We start from the raw sequence: 15,654 nt of genomic DNA, 5'->3' as shown, positions 1-15,654 counted from the left end.
TTGATCAGGGATTGCGCCCTCCGGCCCCGGTAGACCACACGGTGCGTAAGGATCTCTTTAACACCACTGAAACCGCACATTTTTGCGACCACAGGGGCCTACGGCTGCGGAACTAGGGCCAGGCGACCGGTTTGTCCGCTCCGTTGGACCCTTTTTCATGTGAAGAGTTTCACGAACTTTCTCGCGGAAGGGGTCGTTCACCCCCGGAAAAGACCCCACCAGGCCCTGCCGAGAGCCCGCACGAGGAGCCTCGCATCCCCTCCACGACGGCCGCGACACCAGCCCGTCGGACGGCTTCCGATCCCCCGTCACCTCAGCGCAGGAACACCCGCTGCCACTCGGCAGAACTCATGCCCTGCGCCGCTTCCGCAAGCTCGACGGCCGAAGCGGTCTTCAGCTTCGCCCGCGTGCTGTCCACCCACTCCTGGGCGTTGCGGTAACCCTGTTCGAGGTACTCGATCCCCTGGATCATGCACTCCAGCTTGTCCGCGTCGTGCGCCACCGTGACCTCCAGGGAGTCACCGTTCTCGTACTCCTCGACCACCGCCCGGACACCCGCCGCGACCGCCGGGTGGGCGTCGGCGACCTGATCGGCCGTGACGTCCTCGTTCTTCGCCGCCTTCAGATAGCGCCGGCCGACCCACGGGATGTCGCCGACCCGCGTCTCCTGTGTGTCGTGGAACGTGCACAGCAGCGCGACCTTCGCCGGATCGGCGCCTTCCATCATCGCCAGCACGGCACCGATGACGGCCGTACGGAAACTGTGCTCGGCGATCGTCTCCGGGTCCTTCACGCCGGCGATCCACCAGCCGGACCGCTTCGCGCGTTTCAGGGCCCCCATCTCCATCAGGTAGCTCATGGATCCCTTGGCGTGCTGGTCGTCGCTCATCCGGCCCGTCCTCTCGATGGATCATGGGTGACTCAACCTCAGACCGTATTGCACGGCGTCGAGCTCACACCGGGACTGCCGGGATCCGGTACCGCTGTCGAGCAGGCGCTCGACCCGGTGCCGCAGCTCCGCCACGAGTCCGGGATGAGCGGCCAGGGCGTCCGGACGAGCCGCGATCAGCGCCCACACCGAGTGGATGTTCAGATCCACGCAGCCGAGGCCGGGGTCGAGGCGATCCGCGAGGCTGCGAAGCAGCGCGCTCGCGTCCCACACCGGCGCGCGGTCCGCCATGAAGGAATCGTCGGGCCTCAGGACGCGGTCGAGCCCGAGCCAGTACGCCCAATAGTTGAGGTTCGCGATCTCGCCCGAGTCGTTCCCCATGCCGCGTTCGATGAAGGCGTGGAGCACCTCCATGTCGCCGTACCTGGTCAGCGAGGTGGCGAGGGAACGCACGTCGGCCCAGGCCGGCGTCCATACCGTGTCCCGCATCCGCAACGGCCTGCGGCGGCGCATGTCGGCGAGCCATGCGCACGTGTCCGGGGCCGAGTCGTAACTGCAGAGGTAGAGAGCCTGGCGCCGGAGGAGCGCTCCGTCCGCCCCCGCCCGGTCCGCGATCTCGGCGTATCTCCGTAGGTGGTCGAAGAGCCGCCGGCGCTCCGGCGCAGAGAGGGCCGGAGATGTGGGAGACGGTCCGCGCCTGCACGGTGTGGTTGCCGGGGCCGCGGGAACCGCCTTGGGGACCACCCCGGTAAGCGCCCAAGCGATCATGTGGACGGCCGTCCGTGTGCACACCCAGCCGGACAGCGGGTGGCTGCGGAACTCGTCCGCCGTCCCGGTCCCGGCCGCCAGGCCATGAGCGATCACCGAGTCGGCTTCCAGCGCGACGTCGAGCAGTATCAGCAGGGCGGGTTCGCCACCGTGCCGAAGCAGGTGGCGGCGGATCCGCAAGAACTGAGCGGATGGCACGGCCGCCAGCGACCGGCGGCCGGACTCCCAGCCCTGGACGGTCGCGGGGTCCACGTCCAGCAGCTCGGCCAGACCACGCTGCGTGCAGGGAATGCGCTCCCGAACGATCTTGAATAGGTGCCCGGTGATGCCCCCGTCACCGGCCCGTCTGCGGGAACCCTGCGCGCCGGTCAGCTTTTCCGAGCCGATCTGAGAACGCGTCGATGCCATGGCCTGCTCCTGTGTGCGTGGCCGCGAACAACTCGTACGGTGCGTCAGTTTTGTGATGTCCGCCGTGCCCCTAGCTTCGAAGACGGTGAGGAAACCAGCGGCGCCCGATGAGCATAGTGGCGCTGAGCAACCACATGTGTACGGTCGCGTATTGGCACATCCCCGCCCAAGAACCGGCAACGGTCAGCTTCCGAACTCATGGAGGTCACCAGTGGGACAGCAGTCGGGGAGCGTGTCCAGGATCGGACGTGGACCGGGAACAGCCTCCGTGTCCACAGCCCCGCTCCGGAGATTCCTGAGCAACGCACAGACGGCCCGACACGCTCGGACGTATGCGCGCGAGGCGGTCGAAGCGGCCGTCCCCGGCATCTCCGAGGACAGCCTCGCGGACGTACAGCTCATCGTGTCCGAGCTGGTCACCAACGCCTACCGATACGGCACCGAGCCAGGCGACCGGGTCGGCGTGTCCGTGGACGCGCAACCGGCAGGGGCGCGGGTCGAAGTACACGACCCGGCACGACGCCGCCCCCGGCCCAAGGCACTCGGTCAGGAGAGCGAGAGAGGGCGCGGCCTGCACGTCGTGCGCGAGATCGCCGACAGGTGGGGCATCGACGACCGCCCGTTCGGCAAGGCTGTGTGGGCGGAGCTGACGTGGCACTGACGCCCGACCGGCCGGTGCCAGGCCCCGGTTTCATCACCGGCGTGGTGACCAGTACCTGGCTCGACACGACGTCTCCCGCGGGCCCGGTGGCGTGGCTGCTGATGGCACACCCTGTGCCGCGACGCCCCGGAGAAACCGCCCAGGGCATCGAGAACCAGCTTCTCTGTATCGCGGGCGAGCTGGGTCTGCGTACGGCATCCCAGCGCATGACCGTGATCGGCGACCGGCTGTCCGTCCACGGCCCGCATCTCGTCCTGGACTACGGTCACCCAAGGTTCGCTCTCCGGGTGCCGAGCCCGTCGACCCGCTGGCTCCGCCACGTCCTGCACGGTGGGCACGGCTGTCTCGCCCTGGGGCTCGATCCTGTTCCACCCGGTGTCGGGCCCGATGTCATCGAGGCGTACCTGTGTCGTTCCGTCACCCGTGATCGGGTGTTCGTGGGCGTAACGGGGGTCCGTGCGGTTCGTGGGACTCTCGGGGGCCGTGAGCGGTAGCGTCCGCCTGACAGGCCGCCCGGCCTGGGGCCGGGCGGCTGTGTTCCGAAGTGCTACACGCAGCTCCAGGCGATCCCGTCCAGGATGTCGTGCTCCGAGACGACGACCTCGTCCGCGCCGATCCGTTCCATGATCGACAGGAGCACGAGGGCGCCCGCGCCGATGACGTCGACGCGGCCCGGGTGCAGCGACGGGATCGCGGCGCGCTGCTCGTGGGTGGCGGTCAGGAGGTGGTCGGTGATCTCGCGGACCTTGGACAGCGGGATGCGCGCGTGGTGGATGGCCTCGGAGTCGTAGCCGGGCAGGTCCAGGGCGATGGCGGCGACGGTGGTGACCGAGCCGGCCAGGCCGACCAGGGTGCGGGCCTCGGAGAGCGGGACGGTCTGCGCGGCCTCGTCGAGGGCGCGCTCGATGTCCGCCCGCACCGCGCTGATCTGCCCGGCGCCGTACGGGTCGGTGACCTCGCCGTCCCGTACGAGGTGCCGCTCGGTCATCCGTACGCAGCCGATGTCCACGGAGCGGGCGGCGCGCACGGTGTCGGAGCCGAGGACGAACTCGGTGGAGCCGCCGCCGATGTCCACCACCAGGTACGGGGTGTCGAGGTCGGTGCGGCCGGTCAGCTCCTTGGTGGCGCCGGTGAAGGAGAACTCCGCCTCCTGGCCGCCGGTGATCACCTCGGGCTCGACGCCCAGGATGTCCACCACGCCGCGCACGAAGTCCTCCCGGTTCTCGGCGTCGCGGGAGGCGGAGGTGGCCACGAAGCGGACGGTCTCGGCGCCCAGCTCCTCGATGACCGCGGCGTACTCGCGACAGGCCGCGAAGGTGCGCTCCAGGGCCTCGGGGGCGAGCCGGCCGGTACGGTCCACGCCCTGCCCCAGGCGCACGATCGTCATCCGGCGGTCCAGGTCCTTCAGCTCGCCGGTCGCCGGGTCGAGGTCGGCGACGAGCAGACGGATGGAGTTGGTGCCGCAGTCGACGGCCGCTACGCGCTTCATGCGGTCGGGTCTCCTTCGTCCTCGGTGGTGTCCGTGCAGGGGGTCACGCAGGGGCCCTTGCGCCACCACGCCGGCAGCATCGCCAGCGCCTCGTCGCCGAGCGGGTTGACGCCGGGGCCGGCCGCGAGCGAGTGGCCGACCAGGACGTGCAGGCACTTGACCCGGTCGGGCATGCCGCCCGCGCTGGGGAAGTTCTTCAGCTCCTCGATGGCGTCCCGGCGGCGGATGTAGTCCTCGTGGGCGGCCCGGTACTTGTCGGCCAGCTCCGGGTCCGTGGCCAGCCGCTCGGTCATCTCCTTCATCACGCCGTTGGCCTCCAGCGTGCCGATCGCGGAGGCCGCGCGCGGGCAGGTGAGGTAGTAGAGCGTGGGGAAGGGGGTGCCGTCCTCCAGGCGCGGAGCCGTCTCGACGACGTCCGGCTGTCCGCAGGGGCAGCGGTGCGCGATGGCGCGCAGACCGCGCGGCGGGCGGCCGAGCTGTTCCTTGAAGGCCGCGATGTCCGCATCGGTGGGCTCGGTGCGCTCGGTCTGCGGCGGGGGCATGAGGTGTTCAGACACGGACGTGGGTGCTTTCGGTCGTGGCGATGGTGGAGACGGCGGCGCCGTACGGCGGGCCGGGCCGGGCGCGCGCCCCGCACAGGCTACTTGTCGGCGGCGTCCAGGCCGTTCCAGATGTTGTCGTACCAAGGGTCTTCGGTGGCGGCCTGTCCGGTGCGCCGCTTCCCCGTGCCGGAGCCGTCCTGGACGATGAAGCCGGTCTCGCCGGGCCGGACGTAGTGCAGGTGCAGCCGCGCCTGCTGCCGTACGTACTCCGGGTCCTGCCACCGGGCCTTCTCGTCGCGCAGCTCGTCGGCGCGCAGCTGGGCCTCCGCGGCCTGGCGGCGCTGGTCGGCGATCTCGGCGCGCTGCGAGATGTACTGCCGGGTGGGGTACGCGAGGGCGACGACCAGGGAGCAGAGCACCAGCGCGAGCAGCGCCGCACGGCCGGTCAGGCGGCCCCGGCGGGGCCGGCCGGCGCGCTGGACGCGGGCGGCGGCCTGTTCGCCGAGCGCCTTGAGCCGGGTCGCGGTGGAGAACCGTTCCGCGGACACGTCGCCTCCCCTGGGTCACCGGGCCCGGGACGGCCCGGCCCGCAGCACGTACGTCCCCGGCAACGGTACGGGACCGCTGCCGGGGACGTACGTATTCACGGCTTCCGGGGCCGTTCGCGGCCCGCGGGGGTCAGCCCTGGCCGGGCCGGTCAGCCTTTTCCGGGCCGGTCAGCCCTTGCCGGGCCGGTCAGCCCTTGAAGCGCGGGAAGGCGGAGCGGCCCGCGTAGACCGCCGCGTCGTCGAGGATCTCCTCGATGCGCAGCAGCTGGTTGTACTTGGCGACGCGCTCGGAGCGGGCCGGGGCACCGGTCTTGATCTGGCCGCAGTTGGTGGCGACGGCCAGGTCGGCGATGGTGACGTCCTCGGTCTCGCCGGAGCGGTGCGACATCATGCACTTGAAGCCGTTGCGCTGGGCCAGCTCGACGGCGTCCAGGGTCTCGGTCAGCGAACCGATCTGGTTGACCTTGACCAGCAGGGCGTTGGCCGAGTTCTCCTCGATGCCGCGGGCCAGGCGCTCCGGGTTGGTGACGAACAGGTCGTCGCCGACCAGCTGCACCTTGGAGCCCAGGCGCTCGGTGATGACGTTCCAGCCGGCCCAGTCGTCCTCGAACAGCGGGTCCTCGATGGAGACCAGCGGGTAGGCGCCGACCAGCTCCTCGTAGTACGAGGTCATCTGCTCGGCGGTGCGCTGCTCGCCCTCGAACTCGTAGACACCGTCCTTGTAGAACTCGGAGGCGGCGACGTCGAGCGCCAGCGCGATGTCCTGGCCGGGGGTGTAGCCGGCTTCCTTGATCGCTTCGAGGATCAGGTCCAGGGCCTCGCGGTTGGAGCCCAGGTTCGGGGCGAAGCCGCCCTCGTCGCCCAGGCCGGTGGCCAGGCCCTTGCCCTTCAGGACCTTCTTGAGGGTGTGGTAGACCTCGGTGCCCCAGCGCAGCGCCTCGGAGAAGGACTCCGCGCCGATCGGGGCGATCATGAATTCCTGGATGTCCACGTTGGAGTCGGCGTGCGAGCCGCCGTTCAGGATGTTCATCATCGGCACCGGCAGCACGTGGGCGTTCGGGCCGCCGAGGTAGCGGAACAGCGGCAGGTCGCTGGCCTCGGAGGCGGCGTGCGCGACGGCCAGGGAGACGCCGAGGATGGCGTTGGCGCCGAGCGAGCCCTTGTTGTCGGTGGCGTCCAGGTCGAACATGGCCTGGTCGATCAGGCGCTGCTCGGTGGCGTCGTAGCCGACCAGCTCCGGGCCGATCTGCTCGATGACCGCGAGGACGGCCTTCTCCACGCCCTTGCCCTGGTAGCGGTTCGGGTCACCGTCACGCAGCTCGATGGCCTCGAAGGCGCCGGTCGAGGCGCCGGACGGGACGGCGGCACGGCCGGTGCTGCCGTCGTCGAGGCCGACCTCGACCTCGACCGTGGGATTGCCTCGCGAGTCGAGGATCTCGCGAGCTACGACGACGTCGATGGACGGCACGTTGTCTCCTTCATGGGTGTCTGGAGTTCTGCAGCACGAGCCTAACGGCCTCCGGGGGTTCCGCTCGCCGCCAGCCCGGTCCTCGGGACGAATACACCCGCAAAGCCCCTGTTCACAGGACGTATGGGTGCAATGTTCGCTGAAGGGAGAAGTCGGCGGACGGGGTGGCTCCCGGCGGCCGGGCGGGGGAAAGGGAGAAGCCCCGCCGCGGTGCCTGCGGGGGACAGGCGCCGTGACGGGGCGGTCTCACGGGAAGAGCGGGTTCCCGGGGCCGTGACACAGGCGGTGAGCGGCCCCCCGGGAGCCGGGCCGCCCGTACGTACCGCCGTACGTACGGAGTGCCTCGGTCACCCGGGATCTCTCAGGGCTTCGGCCGGCTCAGACGGCCAGCTTCTGGCCCGGGAAGATCAGGTTGGGGTTGCCGCCGATGACGGACTTGTTATTCGCGTAGACCGACTTCCAGTTCTTGCCGTGGGAAGCGGCGATCTTGGCGAGGGTGTCACCGGACTTCACGGTGTAGTTGCCCTCGGGGTTCGACTTCGGCGTGGACTTCTGGGCCGGGGCCGGGGTCTTGCGGGCCAGCTCCTCGCCCTGCTTGCGGGCCTCGGAGCGCGAGGTGTTCTGCGGGGCGGAGTAGGAGCGCTGCGACTTGTAGGTCTTGTGCGACTTGTGCGAGCTGCCCTGCGACGAGCCGCCGTCGGCCTTGGCGTTCGCGTTGCCCTGGCCGAGGTGGCCGCCGGCGCAGGTCCAGGCACCCGGGCCCTGGATGGCGAGCAGGCGCTCGGCCGCGGCGATCTGCTGGCTCTTGCTGGCCTGGTCGGCGCGCGGGGCGTACTGGGTACCGCCGGCGGCGGCCCAGCTGGAGTTCGAGAACTGCAGGCCACCGTAGTAGCCGTTACCGGTGTTGATCGACCAGTTGCCACCGGACTCGCACTGGGCGACGGCGTCCCAGTTGTTGCCCGCGGCGGAGGCAGAGGTGGCGCCCATCAGCGGGACGGCCACAGCGGCACCGGCGACGCCCGCCAGCGTGGCGACGCGGACGGCCTTGGAGGGACGACGGTGCTTGCCCTTGGTGTTCAGCATGGTTGTTCCTCACCGACGCCTGCGAGGTGAGCTGTCGGGTTCGGGCCATGTGAGTTGCCCGGCCGTGTGTGCTTCACACATGGCTTCACCCCTAGCCGGTTGGACCCGCTTCCGCGGGCGGGGCCGGCGCTTACCTTGGGTCCCCCGCTCCTGCCTTCGGCGCTCTCGCGTCGAGTGACCTCCGACCACCGGCAGGATTCGGCGTGTGATCGAAGGGCCCGCTTTGGCGAGCGATGAAGACGGTAAACAGGAACACCCCGCGGGTTCAAACCCCTACATCTGAGGCCAGTTGGCCCCCAGACATCACAGGATCATCACATTTCCGCAGGTCGCCGCAGGTTTGGAAACAACGGGCGGGACGGTCACCGCAGTCCCGAACGAGATCCATGTCTCACTTTCACCAAAGCGGGCAAAGCCTCACGAACTATCCCTGCTTGCCGTCCAGCTCAAGGCGCTGACCAGGGTGGATAAGGTCCGGATCGCCCCCGATGACGCCTTTGTTGGCCGCGTAGAGCGCCGGCCAGCCCCCGTCGACCCCGCGGTCCTCGGCGATGGCTGACAGGTTGTCACCGGGCCGCACGGTGTAGTCACCTGGCGCGCCCGGGTCCGTACGGTGCGCGTCGCCGCCCCGCGAGGGGTGCCCCCCGCCGGACCGGCCCGCGTCGCCGGAGCCCGCGCCCGTACCGGTGCCCGTGTCCGCGCCCGTACCCGCGTCCGCGCCCGTGCCGGGCTGCTCCGCGGGCCGGCCGCGGTGCTTGCCCTGCGACGGGGGCGTGGTGGGGCTCGTGGAGGCGCCGTCGGCCGGGTCGGCGGGCCGCGACGGGTCCTGCGTACGGCCCGTGCCGGACGGGTCCGGCGTACGGGACGGGTCCGGGGTGCCGGCCGGGCCGGTGGGCGACGGCTTCGGCTCCGGGGTGCGCGTACCGCCGGACTCCGGCGTCCCGGACGGCTCGGAGGGCTTCGACGGCTCGGCGGAGGGCGGCGGAGTGGACGGGGACGGCGAGGAGGGCTCGGGGGACGGCGTCGCCGTGCCGCCCGGGTCGACGTCCGGCCCGCTGCCGCCCTGCTTGAGTCCCGCGTTCACCGCGCAGCTCGGCCAGGTGTCGGGGCCGCGCGCCGCGAGGATCGACTCGGCGACGGCTATCTGCTGCGACCGGCTGGCCAGGTCGGGGCGCGAGGCGTACGACGGGCCGCCGTAGCGGTCCCACATGTCCTGGGTGAGCTGGAGCCCGCCGTAGAAGCCGTTGCCGCCGTTGGCGCTCCACACCCCGCTGCTCTCGCACTGTGCGACGCGGTCCCAGGTGGCCGCGTCGGCGGCCTCGGCGCTGCTCGCGGCGAGCAGGGGCATGGCGAGGGCGCCGCCGGCGACTCCCGCCGTGACGAAGATGGCCGGAGCCTGGCGGGGGCGTCGGTGACGGCCGTTCCCGGAGCGCATGCGGTTGCCTTTCGAGCGGCGGTTGAGTTGTCGTCGAGAGGCCGGCGCCGTCGGCTGCGTGGCCCGTGCGCTGCCGCGCCGCCCGCCCCGGCCTTTCAAACGGTTGAAAGTAGCGGGACGGCCCGTCCGTCACAAGCCGGTGTAGCGGAGATCACGCGCAGGTCACGGTCTGACGGGTGGTCATGTACGAACAGGCTCCCGGCCCCGTACGGAGGGGCGGGACGCCCTCTTTGCACGGGTGCGGCATCACCTGGGTACGGGGGTGAACTCCACCGGCAGGGCGCGCAGCCCGCGCATGATCAGACCGCCGCGCCAGCGCAGATCGTCCGGGTCGGCGCCGAGCCGGAGGTCCGGCAGCCGGGTCAGCAGGGTGGCTATCGCGGTCTGCCCTTCGAGGCGGGCCAGCGGCGCGCCCAGGCAGTAGTGGATGCCGTGGCCGTACCCGAGGTGCTGGTTGTCGCGGCGGGACAGGTCCAGCACGTCCGGCCCCGGGAAGCGCTCGGGGTCGCGGTCGGCGGCGGCCAGGACGACCAGGACCGGGTCGCCCTCGGCGATCCGCTGCCCGCCGAGGGTGAGGTCCCGGGTGGCGAAGCGCCAGGTGGCCAGCTCGACCGGGCCGTCGTAGCGCAGCAGCTCCTCGACGCCGGTGGCGAGCAGCCCCTCGTCGCCCTCGGCGGCGGCCTTCTGGAGCAGCCGGCGCTGCTCGGGGTGGCGCAGGAGCTGGTACACGCCGTTGCCGATGAGGTTGACGGTGGTCTCGAAGCCCGCGAACAGGAGGATGAAGGCCATCGCGGCGGCTTCGTTCTCGCTCAGGTGCTCGCCGTGGTCGGAGGCGCGGATCAGGCCGGAGATCAGGTCGTCGGCGCCCTCGTCGCCGAGCGACTCGCGCTTGCGGTGGATCAGCTCGGCGAGATAGCCGCGCATCTTCTTCACCGACCGGGCGACGCCGCCGCGCGGCCCGCCGCCGTGCCGGATCATCATCCCGGCCCAGTCGCGGAAGTCGTCCTGGTCCTCGCGCGGGACGCCGAGCAGGTCGCAGATGGCGTAGATGGGCAGCGGGAAGGCGAACTCGTGGATGAGGTCGGCCGCGCCGCGCTCCGCGAAGGAGTCGATGAAGGAGTCGGTCAGCTCCTGTACGCGCGGCGCGAACCGGGCGATACGGCGCGGAGTGAACGCCTTGGAGACCAGCCGGCGAAGCCGGGTGTGGTCCGGCGGGTCGATGTTGAGCAGGTGGGTCATCAGGTTGGCGCCGCGCTCGCCGGGGATGCCGACCTTGCCCTTGCCGTGCGCGGCCTCGCTGTGGTGCACCGGGTTCTTCGACAGCCGGGTGTCGGCGAGCGCCTGCCGCGCGTCCGCGTACCGGGTCACCAGCCAGGCCTCGACGCCGCTGGGCAGCCGCGTCCGGTGCACGGGCGCGTGCTCGCGCAGCCAGGCGTACGCCGGGTACGGATCGGAGGCGAACTCCCAGGTGAACAGTTCCGGACAGGCAGGGGCGGCCGCGGGGCCGGTCACCGGGCAGCCGGGTCCGGCCCCGGCGGGGTCGGCGGGCCGCTCGCCGGCGGGGAGACCGTCGGAGGAATCGGCGCGGGAATCGGCGGGGGAACCGGCGGGGGAACCGGCGGGGAAAGGAGTCTGCGGTCGCACCCCTCGACGTTAACCCCCGCCGAAGGACCCGCTGTGCCCGTCCTGCCAGCGCTTGCGCTCGCGGTCCTGGTCGGCGCCGTGCCGGGTGGGGGCGTTGCCGTAGTCGGGCAGCTCGTGCGGGGTCAGCCGGTGGTCGCCGTCGCGCGGCACCTCGTTCGGGTCGCGCAGTTCGCTCTCGTACCCGGTCGGGTTCTTGGGCGGGGTCGGCTGGGTCTCCGGCTCGGGCGGGTCGGGCTCACGGTCCCGGCGGCGCCTGCCGTAGACCACGGCGAGGATCAGCCCCGCGACGATGACGATCCCGGCGATCAGCGGACCGGTGCCGACGACCATGTCCCGCGTGAGGTCCACGGCCTGCTGGACGGCTGTGCCGTCCTGGGCCGGTGTGGTCGAAGCGATCGTTGCTGTCATTGGACCCGGGTACCCGGGTGGGCGGCGACGATGCGCGGGCGGCCGCGGCGCCCGGCCCGCAGGCCGGTACCCGCGCGAACGCCCTGGTCACCGGCTCGGGGCCGGGACTCATGTCCCCCGTACGGCGGAGCCCGGGTCCGGCTCGCGTACGGCCGGTCCCGGGTCCGGCCCGCGTACACCGGAGCCCGGGTCCGGCCCGTCGGGGTCCACCCCCAGGGCGTGCAGGAAGGCCGCGGCCGCCGGGGAGGGGCCGCGGGCGCTCCAGACGACGCGTTCGACCCGGGCGGGCGCGTCGGGGACGCGCACCACGCTCAGTCCGGGCAGTTCCGCGGCGAACGCCAGCGGCACCATGCCGATGCCGAGCCCGGCACGGACCAGCTTGGCCAGGAACTCCACGGTGGTCACCTCGAAGGCCACCTCGGTCGTCAGACCCGCCGCGCGGAACGCGTCGTCCCGCTGGCGGCGCGCCGCCGACCCGGCCGTGAAGTCCACGAAGGTCTCCTCGGCCAGCCGCCGCAGGTCCGTCCAGTCACGGCCCGCCAGCGGGTGGTCCGGCGGTACGACGGCGACCAGCTCGCCGTGGGCCAGGGCCCGCTCCCGTACGCCCGGACTGCGGGCGCCGGGCACCAGGCCGACGAAGGCGACGTCCAGCGCGCCCTGCCGGACCTGGTCGATGAGCTGTTCGCTCATCTCCGTGCGCAGGCTGATGCGTACCTGCGGGTAGCGGGCGCGGTAGGCGCCCAGCTCGCGGGCCAGGTCGACGGCCGCGACGGTGGAGATCGCGCCGACCGCGAGCCGACCGCGTACCTCGCCGGCCGCCGCCTCCACCTCGGCGCGAGCCCGCTCGGCCGCCTCCAGCGCCTGCCGGGCGACCGGCACGAACGCCTCCCCCGCGGCCGTCAGCCGCACGCTGCGGCTGGTCCGGTGGAAGAGCCGGGCGCCCAGTTCCTTCTCCAGGCGGGCGATCTGGTGGCTGAGCGCGGACTGCACGACGTGGCAGCGTTCGGCGGCGCGGGTGAAGCCGCCGGTCTCGGCGACCGCGACCACGTACCGCATCTGTTGCAGCTCCATGGCGGCGAGCGTAGCCAGCCGGGGACGGCCGACGAGGGAGATCCATCGCGCTGCACGATGGATGCGATGAAAACTATGCGTTGGACTCATCACCTGGCCCGGCGGAAGCTGAGGGCCGGAGCGTTACCGACAGGGTGGCGCGTCGTGTGGAAAGGGACCCGATGGCTTCCCAGGTAGAGGGGCATCCCGGGCTGGGGCGCGGCACGCTGCTGCTGATGTCCGTGGCGACCGGCCTGTCGGTGGCGGGCAACTACTTCGCCCAGCCGCTGCTGGACGTCATAGGCCGCGACCTCCACCTGGGGGCGGCCACCGCCGCGCTGGTGGTGACCGTCGCGCAGGTCGGCTACGGGCTCGGGCTGCTGCTCCTCGTACCACTCGGTGACCTGCTGGAACGGCGGCGGCTGGCGGTGGGCCTGACCGCGGCCACCGCGGTCTTCCTGACGGTGACGGCGAGCGCGCCCAATGGGACGCTGCTGCTGATCGGCACCGCCCTCACCGGCCTGACCTCCGTCGCCGCCCAGGTCGTCGTCCCGTACGCGGCCTCCCTCGCGCCGCCCGCCGAGCGCGGCCGTACGGTCGGCACCGTCATGACCGGGCTGCTGCTGGGCATCCTGCTGGCCCGTACGGCCGCCGGGCTGCTGGCCGACCTCGGCGGCTGGCGCACCGTCTACTGGGTCAACGCCGGCCTGATGCTGCTGATGGCCGTACTGCTGCGGCTGCGACTGCCCGCGCTGCACACCGGCGCCGGACTGCGCTACCCCGCGCTGATCCGCTCCACGCTCGCCCTCTTCGTACAGGAGCCGGTGCTGCGCTGGCGGGCCGCGCTCGGCGCGCTGTCCTTCGCCGCGTTCAGTGTGCTGTGGACGGCGATGGCCTTCCTGATGTCCGGCCCCTCCTACGGCTGGTCGGAGTCGGCGATCGGGCTGCTGGGCCTGGTGGGCGCGGCCGGGTCGCTGTCCGCCTCGGTCGCCGGGCGGCTGGCCGACCGGGGCCTGGCCCACCGGGTCACCGGCCTCGGCGGGTTCCTGCTGCTCGGCTCCTGGGTGCTGCTGGCGGCCGGGGGCGCGGGCGGCGTCTGGCCGCTGGTGGCCCTGCTGGCCGGGGTGGTCGTCCTGGACGCGGCGGTGCAGGCGGTGCACATCAGCAACCAGAACCTGGTCTACGCGGTGCGCCCGGAGGCCCGCAACCGCCTCAACTCGGCCTACATGACCAGCTACTTCGTCGGCGGCGCGGTCGGCTCGGCGCTCACCTCGGCGGTGTGGGGCGCGGCCGGCTGGGGCGGGGTGTGCGGCGTGGGCGCGGCGCTGGGCGCGGCCGTGGCCGCCGTCTGGACGGCCGAACGGCTGCGCGCCCGCGGCAGGCGGCCCGGGGCTCAGTCGGCGGCGCCGGAGGCCGCCTCCTCGGCGGACCGGATCGCGTCCCGGTAGGTGCGGGCGGCGGCACGCAGCGCGGTCTCCGGGTCCGTGCCGGCGGCCTCGGCCCGTACGGCGAGCGCGAGCAGCTCGTACCCGATGCCCTCGCCCGCCGGCAGGGCGTCGATACCGGACGCACGCGCCCGCGAGGCCAGCTTGCCGGCCAGCGCCAGCGCGGGCTGGCCGAGCGGAATGCCCTCGGTGACCGAGGCGCGCCGCTTCTCGGCCGCCTTCGTCCGCGCCCAGTGCGCCTTGACGTCCTCGGGGGTGTGCGCCTCGTCCTCGCCGAAGAGGTGCGGGTGGCGGTGGATCAGCTTTTCCACGATCGTGCCCGCCACGTCGTCGACGGAGAACGGCTCGTCCGGGTCGTCCTGCGCGATCCGGGCGTGGAAGACGACCTGGAGGAGCACATCGCCCAGCTCCTCGCGCACCGCCTCCCGGTCGCCCTCCTCGATGGCCTCGACCAGCTCGTACATCTCCTCGATGCCGTACTTCGCCAGGTCCTGGTGCGTGCGCACCCCGCTCCACGGGCAGCCGCGGCGGATCTGGTCCATGACCTGGACGAGGTCGAGCAGACGGGCGCCCGGCAGGTCGTAGGAGCCCGGCAGCAGCTCCAGGTCCGGCATGGTCTCCCGGCCGGAGCCCGCCATCCGGGCCAGGCCGTCGGTCAGCTCCGAGTCGCCGTCGGCCGAGGTGATCACGACCGCCGTACGGTCCCCGGCCCGGCAGAACTCCACCAGCTCACGGGCGCCCGGCACGTCCGTGCCGACCACGACGCCCGCCTCGCGCAGATACGGCAGCTGCGGATGGGCGGCGTCGGCGCACAGCACGAGGTCGGCGCCGCGCAGCGTCTGCCACGCGGGCCAGGACAGCAGGCCGGGCGCGACCCGGTGGCTGGTCGTGAGCAGGACCAGGCGGCCGGGGGCCGGGGCCTGCGGAGTGCCGGGGGCGTCGGTGGCGTCAGCGTTCACCCGACGAACGTAACGCACGGCACCGACAGCGCGACCGTCCGGCCGCCGCCCCCGGCCCGGCTCAGGTCTGCTGCTGCCCCGCGCCCGTCACGTCCTTGATCCACGGCTCCTTCGTCCCGCCGAGGACGACCTGGCTGTCGTCCCACTTCCCGTAGCGCGGATTGACGTCGATGTGCATTTTCCGGGACGTCTTGGCGAGCGACTCGGCGAGCCGCTGCTGGCCCTGCGGCTGCCCGCGGTCGGCACCGATGCTCTTGGCGACGCCGTCCAGCAGCAGCTGGTTGCGGACCACCGCGTCGACCTCGCCGGGCGCGATGGCCTGCTGGAGCCACATCTCCTTGAGCCGGTCCGCGCCCCCCGCGCTGCGCTCGGCCGCCGTGCGCCACTGCTGCACGTCCCGCCGGGAGACGGTGACCCCGGCGTCCTTCGCGCCGCGCTCCAGCACCCGGTCGAAGATCATGCCGTTGAGGGTGGCCGGGCTGAGCTTCCCGGTGTTCTCCACGAGTTGGGCGGCCTGCGGGGACTTCTCCTGAGCGGCGCGTACGTCCCGTACCCGCGACTGGAGCTGCGAGACACTGATCCGCTGCCCGTCCACCACGGCCGCGGCGCCGGGATGCGCCTCCGTGCCGCAGGCCGTGAGCAGCGGGGCGGCCAGCAGGGCGGCAGCGGCGGAAACGGGAAGCGCGGTCCTACGGCGGAACATCAAGCCTCCTGGCAGGGTGCGACGACGGTACGGCGACGTGCGACGTGCGGCTCTTCCGACCTGGCGTTGATCGATGCCGATGCTAAAGAGTCCGCGGGGTCCGGGCCACCGGTTCGACCAACGAGTTGTCCGGAAGGCGGTTTCTCTTCCGTCG

16 protein-coding genes and 1 riboswitch are annotated in these 15,654 nt (G+C 72.2%); of the genes, 3 read left to right on the top strand and 13 right to left on the bottom strand.

Going from position 1 to position 15,654, the window contains the following annotated elements; translation table 11 throughout:
* Positions 1-313: 313 nt before the first annotated feature.
* Both OEIGOIKO_RS25140 and OEIGOIKO_RS25135 read right to left on the bottom strand, forming a co-directional pair.
* On the bottom strand, positions 314-889 hold the full coding sequence (locus tag OEIGOIKO_RS25140; protein ID WP_125055919.1) for an HD domain-containing protein: 576 nt from the start codon (positions 887-889) through the stop codon (positions 314-316).
* 21 nt (positions 890-910) lie between these two features.
* On the bottom strand, positions 911-2,065 hold the full coding sequence (locus tag OEIGOIKO_RS25135; RefSeq protein WP_125055918.1) for a helix-turn-helix domain-containing protein: 1,155 nt from the start codon (positions 2,063-2,065) through the stop codon (positions 911-913).
* 268 nt (positions 2,066-2,333) lie between these two features.
* Between OEIGOIKO_RS25135 and OEIGOIKO_RS43035 the strand changes: the two genes are divergently transcribed.
* The gene (locus tag OEIGOIKO_RS43035) at positions 2,334-2,726 is read left to right on the top strand and encodes an ATP-binding protein (protein ID WP_246177525.1); all 393 of its coding nucleotides are present in this window, start codon (positions 2,334-2,336) and stop codon (positions 2,724-2,726) included.
* Positions 2,717-3,220: a hypothetical protein gene (locus tag OEIGOIKO_RS25125; protein WP_125055916.1), complete on the top strand. Its 504-nt coding sequence runs from the start codon at positions 2,717-2,719 to the stop codon at positions 3,218-3,220. The genes OEIGOIKO_RS43035 and OEIGOIKO_RS25125 overlap by 10 nt, the downstream gene beginning before the upstream one ends.
* A gap of 53 nt (positions 3,221-3,273) precedes the next feature.
* Here the strand turns inward: OEIGOIKO_RS25125 and OEIGOIKO_RS25120 are convergent, their stop codons facing one another.
* From OEIGOIKO_RS25120 to OEIGOIKO_RS25080, 9 genes are all read right to left on the bottom strand, one after another.
* Positions 3,274-4,215 carry a Ppx/GppA phosphatase family protein gene (locus tag OEIGOIKO_RS25120; RefSeq protein WP_125055915.1) on the bottom strand — a complete coding sequence of 314 codons (942 nt, stop codon included), beginning with the start codon at positions 4,213-4,215 and terminating at the stop codon, positions 3,274-3,276.
* On the bottom strand, positions 4,212-4,757 hold the full coding sequence (locus OEIGOIKO_RS25115) for a DUF501 domain-containing protein (RefSeq protein ID WP_125058928.1): 546 nt from the start codon (positions 4,755-4,757) through the stop codon (positions 4,212-4,214). The genes OEIGOIKO_RS25120 and OEIGOIKO_RS25115 overlap by 4 nt, the downstream gene beginning before the upstream one ends.
* 98 nt (positions 4,758-4,855) lie before the next feature.
* A complete protein-coding gene (locus OEIGOIKO_RS25110) occupies positions 4,856-5,305 on the bottom strand; it encodes an FtsB family cell division protein (protein WP_125055914.1) in 450 nt (149 codons plus the stop codon).
* A 187-nt stretch (positions 5,306-5,492) separates the two neighbouring features.
* A complete protein-coding gene (gene eno, locus OEIGOIKO_RS25105) occupies positions 5,493-6,773 on the bottom strand; it encodes a phosphopyruvate hydratase (protein ID WP_031009438.1) in 1,281 nt (426 codons plus the stop codon).
* Between the two features lie 378 nt (positions 6,774-7,151).
* Positions 7,152-7,856, bottom strand: coding sequence for a transglycosylase family protein (locus tag OEIGOIKO_RS25100; protein ID WP_125055913.1), 705 nt, complete (start codon positions 7,854-7,856; stop codon positions 7,152-7,154).
* A 1-nt stretch (position 7,857) separates the two neighbouring features.
* A riboswitch (cyclic di-AMP (ydaO/yuaA leader) is annotated at positions 7,858-8,028 on the bottom strand.
* A gap of 252 nt (positions 8,029-8,280) precedes the next feature.
* Positions 8,281-9,291: a LysM peptidoglycan-binding domain-containing protein gene (locus tag OEIGOIKO_RS25095; protein ID WP_125055912.1), complete on the bottom strand. Its 1,011-nt coding sequence runs from the start codon at positions 9,289-9,291 to the stop codon at positions 8,281-8,283.
* Positions 9,292-9,537: 246 nt separating this feature from the next.
* Positions 9,538-10,803 carry a cytochrome P450 family protein gene (locus tag OEIGOIKO_RS25090; RefSeq protein WP_174857324.1) on the bottom strand — a complete coding sequence of 422 codons (1,266 nt, stop codon included), beginning with the start codon at positions 10,801-10,803 and terminating at the stop codon, positions 9,538-9,540.
* Between the two features lie 141 nt (positions 10,804-10,944).
* On the bottom strand, positions 10,945-11,343 hold the full coding sequence (locus tag OEIGOIKO_RS25085; protein ID WP_241269521.1) for a DUF6479 family protein: 399 nt from the start codon (positions 11,341-11,343) through the stop codon (positions 10,945-10,947).
* Positions 11,344-11,451: 108 nt separating this feature from the next.
* Positions 11,452-12,414 (bottom strand): LysR family transcriptional regulator, encoded by a 963-nt coding sequence (locus OEIGOIKO_RS25080; RefSeq protein ID WP_246177524.1) that lies wholly within the window; start codon positions 12,412-12,414, stop codon positions 11,452-11,454.
* 161 nt (positions 12,415-12,575) lie between these two features.
* On the opposite strand from OEIGOIKO_RS25080, the gene OEIGOIKO_RS25075 reads away from it, so the two are divergent.
* Positions 12,576-13,841, top strand: a complete 1,266-nt coding sequence (locus OEIGOIKO_RS25075) for an MFS transporter (RefSeq protein ID WP_125055910.1) — start codon at positions 12,576-12,578, stop codon at positions 13,839-13,841.
* Here OEIGOIKO_RS25075 and OEIGOIKO_RS25070 read toward each other — a convergent pair.
* Positions 13,787-14,797 (bottom strand): nucleoside triphosphate pyrophosphohydrolase, encoded by a 1,011-nt coding sequence (locus tag OEIGOIKO_RS25070; RefSeq protein ID WP_125055909.1) that lies wholly within the window; start codon positions 14,795-14,797, stop codon positions 13,787-13,789. The genes OEIGOIKO_RS25075 and OEIGOIKO_RS25070 overlap by 55 nt on opposite strands.
* Positions 14,798-14,858: 61 nt before the next feature.
* A complete protein-coding gene (locus OEIGOIKO_RS25065; protein WP_125055908.1) occupies positions 14,859-15,500 on the bottom strand; it encodes a SurA N-terminal domain-containing protein in 642 nt (213 codons plus the stop codon).
* Positions 15,501-15,654: the final 154 nt, after the last annotated feature.

Source organism: Streptomyces paromomycinus (assembly GCF_003865155.1).
Lineage (GTDB): Bacteria > Actinomycetota > Actinomycetes > Streptomycetales > Streptomycetaceae > Streptomyces > Streptomyces chrestomyceticus.
Note: the sequence above shows the minus strand (reverse complement) of the source record. Positions and strands in the feature narration are given on the sequence as shown.